The organism is Nocardioides psychrotolerans (genome assembly GCF_900113685.1).
Classification (GTDB): Bacteria; Actinomycetota; Actinomycetes; order Propionibacteriales; family Nocardioidaceae; genus Nocardioides; species Nocardioides psychrotolerans.
Genome location: NZ_FOQG01000029.1, coordinates 23,332 through 33,151 on the forward strand (window position 1 = coordinate 23,332; position 9,820 = coordinate 33,151).

General features: G+C 70.4%; 11 protein-coding genes. 4 read left to right on the forward strand and 7 right to left on the reverse strand.

Going from position 1 to position 9,820, the window contains the following annotated elements; all coding sequences use genetic code 11:
• The first annotated feature begins 11 nt into the window (after nucleotides 1–11).
• The gene (locus tag BM204_RS21160) at nucleotides 12–1,622 is read left to right on the forward strand and encodes a hypothetical protein (RefSeq protein ID WP_143099865.1); all 1,611 of its coding nucleotides are present in this window, start codon (nucleotides 12–14) and stop codon (nucleotides 1,620–1,622) included.
• Here the strand turns inward: BM204_RS21160 and BM204_RS21165 are convergent.
• From BM204_RS21165 to BM204_RS21175, 3 genes are read right to left on the reverse strand one after another with little or no spacing between them, the layout of a single operon-like run.
• Nucleotides 1,619–2,548, reverse strand: a complete 930-nt coding sequence (locus BM204_RS21165) for an oxidoreductase (RefSeq protein ID WP_091117484.1) — start codon at nucleotides 2,546–2,548, stop codon at nucleotides 1,619–1,621. The genes BM204_RS21160 and BM204_RS21165 overlap by 4 nt on opposite strands.
• A complete protein-coding gene (locus tag BM204_RS21170) occupies nucleotides 2,545–3,360 on the reverse strand; it encodes a maleylpyruvate isomerase family mycothiol-dependent enzyme (RefSeq protein ID WP_091117486.1) in 816 nt (271 codons plus the stop codon). The genes BM204_RS21165 and BM204_RS21170 overlap by 4 nt, the downstream gene beginning before the upstream one ends.
• Nucleotides 3,361–3,401: 41 nt before the next feature.
• The gene (locus BM204_RS21175; protein WP_091117499.1) at nucleotides 3,402–4,013 is read right to left on the reverse strand and encodes a LysE/ArgO family amino acid transporter; all 612 of its coding nucleotides are present in this window, start codon (nucleotides 4,011–4,013) and stop codon (nucleotides 3,402–3,404) included.
• 70 nt (nucleotides 4,014–4,083) lie between these two features.
• On the opposite strand from BM204_RS21175, the gene BM204_RS21180 reads away from it, so the two are divergent.
• The gene (locus tag BM204_RS21180) at nucleotides 4,084–4,974 is read left to right on the forward strand and encodes a LysR family transcriptional regulator ArgP (protein WP_091117488.1); all 891 of its coding nucleotides are present in this window, start codon (nucleotides 4,084–4,086) and stop codon (nucleotides 4,972–4,974) included.
• Between the two features lie 72 nt (nucleotides 4,975–5,046).
• Here the strand turns inward: BM204_RS21180 and BM204_RS21185 are convergent, their stop codons facing one another.
• Entirely contained in the window at nucleotides 5,047–6,912 is a 1,866-nt protein-coding gene (locus tag BM204_RS21185; RefSeq protein WP_091117489.1) for an acyl-CoA dehydrogenase, read from the reverse strand.
• Between the two features lie 217 nt (nucleotides 6,913–7,129).
• Here BM204_RS21185 and BM204_RS21190 point away from each other — a divergent pair, with 217 nt between their 5' ends.
• Nucleotides 7,130–7,588: an RrF2 family transcriptional regulator gene (locus BM204_RS21190; protein WP_091117491.1), complete on the forward strand. Its 459-nt coding sequence runs from the start codon at nucleotides 7,130–7,132 to the stop codon at nucleotides 7,586–7,588.
• Between the two features lie 9 nt (nucleotides 7,589–7,597).
• Here BM204_RS21190 and BM204_RS21195 read toward each other — a convergent pair whose 3' ends face one another.
• Both BM204_RS21195 and BM204_RS21200 read right to left on the reverse strand, forming a co-directional pair.
• Nucleotides 7,598–8,467, reverse strand: a complete 870-nt coding sequence (locus BM204_RS21195; protein ID WP_091117492.1) for a hypothetical protein — start codon at nucleotides 8,465–8,467, stop codon at nucleotides 7,598–7,600.
• Nucleotides 8,468–8,551: 84 nt separating this feature from the next.
• Nucleotides 8,552–8,854, reverse strand: a complete 303-nt coding sequence (locus BM204_RS21200; RefSeq protein ID WP_091117494.1) for an SHOCT domain-containing protein — start codon at nucleotides 8,852–8,854, stop codon at nucleotides 8,552–8,554.
• A gap of 157 nt (nucleotides 8,855–9,011) precedes the next feature.
• On the opposite strand from BM204_RS21200, the gene BM204_RS21205 reads away from it, so the two are divergent.
• On the forward strand, nucleotides 9,012–9,464 hold the full coding sequence (locus BM204_RS21205) for a nuclear transport factor 2 family protein (RefSeq protein WP_091117496.1): 453 nt from the start codon (nucleotides 9,012–9,014) through the stop codon (nucleotides 9,462–9,464).
• A 42-nt stretch (nucleotides 9,465–9,506) separates the two neighbouring features.
• Here the strand turns inward: BM204_RS21205 and BM204_RS21210 are convergent.
• A partial coding sequence (locus BM204_RS21210; protein WP_143099866.1) for a transposase occupies nucleotides 9,507–9,820 on the reverse strand: 314 nt, incomplete at its 5' end.

Below are 9,820 nucleotides of genomic sequence, written 5' to 3' on the forward strand. Positions count from 1 at the left end.
AGAACATGCGTGTGAGGTTTCGACGCAGCCTCGCCCTCGTGGCGGTGGCCCTGGTGGTGTGGGCGGTCGGGCCGCTGGCCCTGCTGCTCGCGCTCGGCTCGCTCGCGGTCCCGCGCGTGCGGCGTTGGCTGCGACCCACCTGGCGGGTGGTGGCCGGCTGGACCGCGTCGGTGGCCGTCCTGGTCGGGGTCGTGGTGCTGCTGCCCGACGGCTTCCTCCCGATCCCGCCCGGGATCGGGTCGCTGGCCACCCCGCGCTACGTCGGCAGCCCGGCCACCCCCCAGCCCATCGACCTGCGGGTCCCGCAGCACCCGCGTCTGGCCGTCAACGGCACCAGTGCGATGCACAACGACGGCTGGTCCACCGATGCCTATGCCGGCCCGGGCCCGCTCGGGGAGTCCCCGTCCGTCGACACCGCTTGGTATGGCGGGCAGGAGTGCGCCACGCTCGCCTTCGACGCGCAGGGTCGGCTGATCGCCTTGTGCGGCAACATCAGTGGCCCGGTGCTGCACGTGCTCGACCCCGAGACGATGCGTGCGCAGGACACCCTCGAGCTGCCCGCGCGACGCGACAACGGCAACGACAAGTTGCCGTGGGAGAACCTCTGTGGCGGCTCCTACTTCTTCCTCGACGACCAGGACCGCGCCGTCACGGCCACCACCGAGCGCGCCATCGTCGCGGTGACGACCGCCGATGGTCGTGGGGAGCCCGACCTCACCATCCAGACGTCCTACGACCTCTCGGGCGACGTGCCCGAGGACGACTGCCTGATCGCGCTGATGCCCGACTGGGACGGGCGCATCTGGTTCGGGACCGAGGACGGCCGGGTCGGCTTCGTCGACCCCGGGACCGGCAAGGTGCGGCTGCTCGAGCTCGGGGAGGAGATCGCCAACTCGTTCTCCGTGGGTGAGGACGGCGGGGTCTACGTCGTCACGGTCGAGGCGCTCTACAAGCTCGGCGTCGACCCTGCCGGTCGCCCCACGGTCCGCTGGCGCACGATCTACGACCGTGGCACGGAGCAGAAGGACGGCCAGCTCAGCCGCGGCAGCGGCACCACGCCCACGATCCTGCCGAGCGGCCTGGTCGCCATCACCGACAACGCCGACCCGAAGATGAACGTGCAGTTCTACACCGTCCACGGCGGTGACCTGGTCTGCCAGCAGACGGTCTTCGAGGATGGCGAGAGCGCCAGCGACAACTCGCTGGTCGCGGTCGGCCCGAGCGGGGTGGTCGTGGAGAACAACTACGGCTACACCGGTCCGTTGCGCACCGTCCTGGGTCGCGCGACGCCCGGTGGGTTCGCCCGCGTCGACGTGGTGGACGGAGATTGCGGCGTCGTGTGGACCAACGACCAGGTCGCCCCCACGTCGGTGGCGAAGGTGTCGCTGGCCAACGGCCTCGTCTACGCCTACACCAAGCGCCGCAGCCTGCTCGGCGTCAACGCGTGGTATTTCACCGCCATCGACGCCCGCACCGGCCGCACCGCCTTCTCGGTGCGCACCGGCATCGGCTCGATGTTCAACAACCACTACTCCGCGGTGACCCTCGGCCCCGACGGCTCGGCCTACGTTGCGACGCTCACCGGCATGGTCCGCATCCGCGACCGGGAGCGCAGCTCCTAGGGGAAGCGGATCCCGGTCGTCTCCTCGCTGATCTCCCACAGCCGCCGCATCGAGGCGGGGTCGCGCGACGCCCGGTTGCTCGTGACGACCTGCGGCGCGCCCGCCATCTGCGCGGGCCCGCTGGGGCCGCAGTAGGTGCCACCGGGCAGGTCTCCCGTGGCTGCCATCAGGGTGGGCCAGGCGCCTGCCGCCGCCGACTGGGAGACCGCCTTGACCGTGGCGTCGAGGATCGAGGCGATGCCGCCCGAGGAGCGGCCGTACTGACCGTTGGCGGCCAGGTGCGTCCCGGCGAAGCCGGGGTGCGCTGCCATCGCCTCCACCGGCAGCCCGGCCTCGCGGGTCCGGCGGTCCAGCTCGTAGGTGAAGAGCAGGTTGGCCAGCTTGCTCGAACCGTAGGTGCGCCACGTGTCGTAGCGGCCGGTCTGCTGGCGGGGGTCACCCAGCGGGGCTTCCTTGGCATAGCGGTGGAACTGCGAGGACACCACGACGACTCGTGCGTCCCCGCTGGCGACCAGCTGGGGGAGGAGCAGCCCGGTGAGGAGGAACGGCCCGAAGTGGTTGGTCGCCAGCTGCAGCTCGAGGCCGTCGCCGGTGCGGGTCCGGGAGGTGCCCATGACGCCGGCGTTGTTGACCAGCACGTCGATCGGGCCGTACGACGACGCGGCAGCAGCAGCGGACCTCACCGAGCCGAGGTCCGAGAGGTCGACGCTCAGCTGCTCCAGCGAGGCGGCCGGCACCTCGGCGCGGATGGCCGACTCGGTCGCCGCGATCTTGCTCGCGGTGCGACCCGCGAGCACCACGCGCGCGCCACGTCGAGCCAGCTCGAGCGCGGTGAAGTGCCCCAACCCACCCACGGTCGTGCCCGTGACGACGATGGTGCGGCCGGTCTGGTCGGGGATGTCGGTGAGTCGCCAGCTGGAGCTCACGGGGTCGTGGCCATCGCGTCGACGACCTGCTGACCGAGCACCTCGTCCCCCTCGACCACCACGGCGTCCGGGTCGGCCGGGCAGCGGCCCCCGGCGAGAACGATGAAGGTGCCGCGGTCCATGCGCAGCGTGACGGTCGGGTCGGCAGGCGGCCCGTCCAGGCGCTCGCCGCGACCGGCGTCGTTGATGACGAAGGCGACGGGTTCGCTGCCCGTCATGTCCAGGACCAGGCTGGTCCCGGGGGCGGCGCCGACCTTCTTGCCGAGCACGAAGCCGAGGCTGTCGGCAAGGTACTCGGCGGTGTGCCTCGCGGGCGCGGTGTCGAGTCCTCCGGGGAGACCGACCGCCCGGCGTACGTCCTGCTCGTGCATCCACACGTCCAGCGGGCGGTTGCGCAGCAGCACCTCCCAGGTCCACGGCACGCCGCCGAAGACGACCTCGGGCTTGGCGGCGGCGTCCGTGGGTGGGTCGGCCAGCAGCATCGTGTGGCGGGTGGTCGCCGACTCGCGGATCTCGTTGATGATCGTGTCGGGGTCCGTGTCGCGGCGGTTGACGACGCCGATCTCGGTGTAGAGCCCCATGAAGCCCGTGACGTGCGGCGGCTCGCCGACGTCGGCCGTCTCCTCCGGGCCGCCGGCGAGGACGCCCTCGAGGTGCGCGACGTGCGCGGCGACGGCCCGCACGTCCCACCCGGGCAGGTCGGTCGGGATGTCCCACTGCTCGGGCGTGAGCTCCTCGAGCAGGCTGGTGAAGTCGTTGATCGCGCTCCACCAGACGTCGATGTAGCCGGCGAGTCTCTCCTGGTCGGTCATGGGCGCAGCCTAGTGAATGGCCCGCATCGCGGAGGAACGGCTCAGCCCGATGCCAGCTTGACCGCGATCGCCAGCATGGTCAGGCCGATCAGCACGTCGAGCACGCGCCACGCCCGCGGCCTCGCCAGCGCCCGCTCGGCCAGTCGGGCGCCGTAGCCGAGGGCGGTGAACCACAGGATGCTCGCCGCGCAGGCCCCGACGGTGAACCACCAGCGTCCGCCACCCTGGTCACTCTGCTGGGCGTTGGCGATCGAGCCGAGCAGCAGCACGGTGTCGAGGTAGACGTGGGGGTTGAGCCAGGTCAGCGCGACCGCGGTCGTCACGGCGGCCCGGAGCGAGGGAGCGCCGGCGCGGGCGGCCTCCAGGCCCTGCGGGCGGCGGGCGCGCAGCAGCGAGCTCACGCCGTACCAGGTGAGGAAGGCGACGCCGAGCCAGCGCACCACGTCGAGGATCCATCCGGCCTGCTCGACGACCGTGCCGATCCCGCTGACGCCGGCGACGATCAGCACCAGGTCCGAGATCGCACACACCGCGACCACCGGACCGACGTGTGCCCGCAGGAGGCCCTGGCGCAGGACGTAGGCGTTCTGCGCACCGATCGCGATGATCAGCGTGAGGCCGGTGAGCAGACCGGAGGCGAGGGAGGCGAGCACGCCCACGACGCTAGGGGTCGCAGCCAGGCAAGACCAGCGAAAGAATCTTCACGATCATTAGCATGGCTTCATGGAGCCCCAACCCGCACAGCTCGCCGCACTCGTGGCGATCATCGAGCACGGCACCTTCGACGCCGCTGCCCGCCACCTCCACGTGACCCCCAGCGCCGTCAGCCAGCGCATCCGGGCGCTCGAGTCGGCGGCCGGTCGGGTGCTCGTCCAGCGCACCACGCCCTGCCGCCCCACCGAGGCCGGGCAGACCCTGCTGCGCCTGGCCCGCCAGACCCGCCTGCTGTACGACGAGGCGCGCGACGCACTGGGCGACTCGCCGGGGGTGCCCCTCGAGCTCGCCGTCGCGGTCAGTGCCGACTCGCTGGCCACGTGGTTCCGGCCGGTGATGAGCCGGGTGGCGACCTGGCCGGGCACCACGCTGCGGCTGCACGTCGAGGACCAGGCGCACACGGCTGCCCTGCTCAGGCGTGGTGACGTGCTCGCCGCGGTGACCTCCGAGCCGACGCCGGTGCAGGGCTGCATGGTGGAGCCGCTCGGGGTGCTGCGCTACCGCCCGGTGGCGGCGCCGGAGCTCGCCGAGCGCTGGCGGGCCGGGCGCGGCTACGACTGGGCGCGGATGCCGGTGGTGGTCTTCAACGAGAAGGACGACCTCCAGCACGACCTGCTCGCCGGGCGCGGTGGACCGCCGTCCGTCGTGCACCGGGTCCCCACGTCGGCCGACTTCCACGAGGCGGTGCGCCGCGGGCTCGGTTGGGGGATGCTGCCCGACCCGCAGGCACTGCCGGACCTCGCGGAGGGACGGGTGGTGAGCCTGCTGACGCGCGGCCAGGTCGACGTACCCCTCTTCTGGCAGCGCTGGCGTTTGGAGAGCCTGGCCCTCGGAACGCTCACGGACGGGGTCCGTGCCGCTGCCCGTGCGGGTCTGCGTCGACCGAGCCCCTCTCCGTGAACCGCCTGACGCACGACGACCCCCGGCCGGTCATCCGGGCGGGGGCCGTGCGTCAGAGCTGGTGGAGCGGGATCAGAACGCGTCCTCGGAGAGGTCCATCAGCGAGAGGTCGATGCCCTCGGCGATGACGCGCTCGGCGGTGAGGCGGGGCAGGTTGGTCTGCGCGAAGAACTGCGCAGCGGCGACCTTGCCCTCGTAGAACGCCTTGTCCTTCGCGGACAGGTCGTCGCCACCGAGCTTGCCGAGTGCCACCTCGGCGCCGCGCAGCAGCAGCCAGCCGCAGACCACGTCACCCAACGCCATCAGCAGACGCGTGGTGTTGAGCCCGACCTTGTAGATGTTGCGGATCTCGTCCTGGGCGGACATCAGGTCGTTGATCATGTGGGCGACGATCGCGTTGGCGTCGTCGAGCGCCGTCGCGAGGAGCTGACGCTCCACCTTGAGGCGACCGTTGCCGGCCTCGGAGTCGATGAACGACTGGATCTCACCCGCGAGGTGGCCCAGCGCCTTGCCCTGGTCCTTGACGATCTTGCGGAAGAAGAAGTCCTGGCCCTGGATCGCGGTGGTGCCCTCGTAGAGGGTGTCGATCTTGGCGTCGCGGACGTACTGCTCGATCGGATACTCCTGGAGGAAGCCCGAGCCGCCGTAGGTCTGCAGCGACTCCGTGCCGAGCAGGACCCAGGAGCGCTCGGAGCCGTAGCCCTTGACGATCGGGAGCAGGAGGTCGTTGACCTTCTCGGCCAGCTCGTCTCGCTCGCCCTGGTGCTCGGCGATCATGACGGTGTCCTGCCAGGAGGCGGTGTAGAGCACGAGGGCGCGCATGGCCTCGGAGAAGGACTTCTGCGTCATGAGCGAGCGACGCACGTCGGGGTGGTGCGTGATGGTCACGCGCGGCGCGGTCTTGTCGCCGGACTGCGTCAGGTCGGCGCCCTGGACGCGGGTCTTGGCGTAGTCGAGCGCGTTGAGGTAGCCGGTCGAGAGGGTCGCGATGGCCTTCGTGCCGACCATCATGCGGGCGTTCTCGATGACCTGGAACATCTGCGCGATCCCGTTGTGGACCTCGCCCAGCAGCCAGCCCTGGGCCGCCTCGCCGCCACCGACCTGCGGGTCGCCGAAGGTGACCTCGCAGGTGTTGGAGACCTTGATGCCCATCTTGTGCTCGACAGCTGTGACGTAGACGCCGTTGCGGGCGCCGGTCAGCTCACCGGTCTCGTGGTCGAAGTGGTGCTCGGGCATCCAGAAGAGGGAGAGGCCCTTGGTGCCGGGACCGCCGACGCCGTCGACGCCCTCGGGGCGCGCGAGGACGAGGTGCATGATGTTCTCGCTCAGGTCGTGCGTCGCGCTGGTGATGAAGCGCTTGACGCCCGTGATGTTCCACGAGCCGTCCTCGTTGGCGGTGGCCTTCGCGCGACCGGCGCCGACGTCGGAGCCCGCGTCGGGCTCGGTCAGCACCATGGTGCAGCCCCACTGGCGCTCGACCATGATCTGGGCGATGCGCTTGTCGCGGTCGTTGCCGTTGCGGTGGATGACGGCTGCGAAGGGTGCGCCGGCGGCGTACATGTGGATGGGGGCGTTGGCGCCCAGCACGAGCTCACCGATGGCCCAGTTGATCGTGGCGGGGGCCGGCGTGCCGCCGAGCTCCTCGCTGATCTGGAGGCGCCAGTATTCAGCGTCCATCCACGTCTGGTAGCTCTTCTTGAAGCTCTCGGGCATCGGGGCGGTGTGCGTCTGCGGGTCGAAGACCGGCGGGTTGCGGTCGCTGTCCTCGTAGGACGCGGCCAGGTCCTCGCGGGCCAGACGGTCGACCTCGGTGAGGATCTCGCGGGCGGTCTCGCCGTCCACCTCGCCGAACGGGCCGGAGCCCAGGACCTCGTCGCGGCCCAGGACCTCGAAGAGGTTGAACTCGATGTCGCGGAGGTTGCTCTTGTAGTGGCTCACTGACGCACCGTTTCTGTATCGAGGATTGACGCTACTCGTCGGTAACATAATGATAGGGAGGGTGCTAGCAGCATGCAAGCCACGGCTAGCACTCGGCCAGCACTCGGCCAGCAGCCAGCCAGCACGGGCGACCCGGATCTCCCGCCGCTCGAGGTCGATCGGCACCAGCGGGTTGTTGGTCCAGTGAATGACTCGATCTATCTGAGACAATGGCTTCATGCGAGTTTCCGCGAAGTCCGACTACGCCTTGCGTGCGCTGATCGAGATGGCCACCCGCGTCGACGGTCGCGCCGTGAGCGCCGAGGAGCTCGGCAGGCTCCAGGAGATCCCCCACGGCTTCCTCCAGGCGATCCTCGCCGACCTGCGCCGGGCCGGCATCGTCATGTCCCAGCGCGGTCAGTCGGGTGGTTGGCGGATGGGACGGGCGCCGGGCGAGGTGTCGGTCGCCGACGTCATCCGGGCCGTCGACGGTCCGCTGGTCTCGGTCTACGGCCTGCGTCCCGAGGCGGTCCGCTACAACGAGTCGGCCGAGGTGCTCCAGCACGTGTGGATCGCGGCTCGTCGCTCGCTGCGCGATGTCTTCGAGCAGGTCTCGATCCAGCAGCTGGCCGACCAGAAGCTCCCCAAGGCCGTCACGTCACGCACGGCCGACGAGGATGCCTGGCAGCCGCACTGATCAAGCAGGTCAGGCGACGGAGGGGTCGCTCTCCCGCCGGCGCAGCTTGCGGCGCTTGCGCTCCAGCTCGACCACCCGGGTGGTGAGCGTGTCGTTGCGGCGCGCGAGCCGCTCGAGCTCGCGCAGGGCGTCGTTGAGCGCCTGGTCCGAGCTGTGGATCAGCTCCTGGGGATCCGCGACGGCGCAGCCGTTGTCGCACAGGTCGGTGAGGTCGCCGTGCACGTCCACCTCGCGGCTGGCCACCTGGTGCTCCCAGCGGCGACCCAGCTCGCGCAGCGCCTCCTGGCGCTCGGTGGACACGAGTCGCTGCGGGCGCTCGACGAGCGGCTTCCCGACGCCGTCCAGGGGCAGCGACGCGGTCCCGAAGCCGACGATCCGGCCGAAGGCCTTCCACACGGCCTTGCGACCGCGGTCTGGCGGCACGACGACCACGTGCACCCGCTCGGGCTTGCCGACGGAGGTCGTCCAGCGGTCGAGGATCGCGCCGAGGTCGAGGTCGGGGTCGCTCCACGTGTCCGGGGCAGCCACCGTGACCACCACGTGGATCTTGAAGCCGGCCAGGGCGTCGAGCAGCAGGGCGATCTGGTCGGGCGTCGCGTCGGCGAGCAGGGGCTGGCTGAACACCAAGGTGTCCTTGCCCTTGTAGCCGCGGCGGCAGATGCGCGACCAGGCGCCTTCCACCTCGGCGCGGTCGTAGCCCCAGGCGTGGTGCTCACGCCGGATCTCGATCGCGGCACGGAACATCTCTTCCGCAGACGTGGCGGGCCGTCGTACGCCGAGGTCGGCGAGGGCGTGCCCGTGCAGCTCGAGTGCGGCGTCGAGGAAGTCCGCGGAGCGGTCGTCGAGGCCGACGTGGAGGAATGCCTTGCGCTTGGCCATGTCGCCACGGTCACAGTCACAAGCCAGCGCGGGACCAGCAGGGGGCCAGGGGCAGACGGCGGATGGGTGAACGTCTGGTGACGCTCACCGTCGGTCGAGGCGAGCGTGGCGCAGGACCTCCACGCGTCGCTCGAACTCGTCGGCGTCGATCTCGCCCCTGGCGAAGCGTCGGGCGAGGTGCTCGTCCGCGGGGGACGGGCTCGGCGGGGTCGGCGAGGTCGGCGTCACGGTGAGGCTCTCGCGCTTGCTCTCGCGCAGCATCGCGATGATCCACACGAGGAGCCCGATGACCAGCAGGGTCCCGAGCAGCATCACCAGGCCCATGCCGACCCAGGCTCCGCCGTCGTGCATGCCGTTCCAGCTGCCGTTGTTGTCGTCGTTCCACATGGTGCCCACCTCCCGATCCGGTGGCGATCTGCCGCCGACTCTGGTGCCAGCATCGCCGTGGGCGCGGTCGACCGGCAGAGGCGCAGGACCCACGGGCCCGGGACCTTCGGGAGCAATTATCTAGAACAAGTTCTAGATATGGGCCTACGATGCCCGCATGATCACGTCGGACGCCATCATCTGGAACGCCCCCAACGACCCGCACCCGGCGCGGGCGGCGTCGCAGCGTTCCTACTCCGCCGTCGCCAAGGGCGACCTGGCCGAGTGGCTCACCGTCTACGCGCCCGATGCCGTGCTCGAGGACCCGGTCGGGCCGTCGATGTTCGACGCCGAGGGAAGGGGCCACCGCGGGCACGAGGAGATCTCCGCCTTCTGGAAGCTGGCGATCGAGCCGATCGGGACGTTCGAGTTCACCATCACCGACTCCTTCGCCAACCCGGGCAGCAACACCTGCGCCAACATCGGCTCGATCCGCACGACGTTCCCCGACGGCAGCTTCACCACCACCGAGCTGATCATGGTCTACGTCGTCCACGAGGACGGGACGGTCGCCTCCATGAAGGCCTACTGGGAGCCCGAGCGGACGATGGCGACGTTCACCACCCCCTGAGCCGAGTCGGCGCAATGTCGGCTCTTGTGACTTATCCGTGGGTCATGGTGGGCTGGGGAGTGCTCGGCCGGGGAGTGCGGGGCGGTGTCCGCCGAGGTTGAGCATTGCGAGGGCGATGAGTGCGTCGGGTGATCGGAATCCGAAGGCGATGCGGGTGATGAGGCGGATCTTGGTGTTGACCGATTCGATGCGTCCGTTGGACAGGCCGTGCTCGATCGCGGCGAGGATCGCGTGTCGGTGTTTCACGATGCGTCGTTGGAGCTCGACGAAGGCCGGGAGCCGGCAGCGGCGGGCCCATCTGATCCAGGCCTCGAGTGCCTCGACGGCTTCGCCGTAGGGGAGTTGGAAGATCAGCC

What these genes read in the sequence shown, in the direction of transcription:
- BM204_RS21170 (WP_091117486.1), bottom strand. Translation starts at nt 3,360, where the DNA reads ATGACCGACCAGGAGAGACTCGCCGGCTACATCGACGTCTGGTGGAGC.
- BM204_RS21180 (WP_091117488.1), top strand. Translation starts at nt 4,084, where the DNA reads ATGGAGCCCCAACCCGCACAGCTCGCCGCACTCGTGGCGATCATCGAG.
- BM204_RS21190 (WP_091117491.1), top strand. Translation starts at nt 7,130, where the DNA reads ATGCGAGTTTCCGCGAAGTCCGACTACGCCTTGCGTGCGCTGATCGAG.
- BM204_RS21195 (WP_091117492.1), bottom strand. Translation starts at nt 8,467, where the DNA reads ATGGCCAAGCGCAAGGCATTCCTCCACGTCGGCCTCGACGACCGCTCC.
- BM204_RS21200 (WP_091117494.1), bottom strand. Translation starts at nt 8,854, where the DNA reads ATGTGGAACGACGACAACAACGGCAGCTGGAACGGCATGCACGACGGC.
- BM204_RS21205 (WP_091117496.1), top strand. Translation starts at nt 9,012, where the DNA reads ATGATCACGTCGGACGCCATCATCTGGAACGCCCCCAACGACCCGCAC.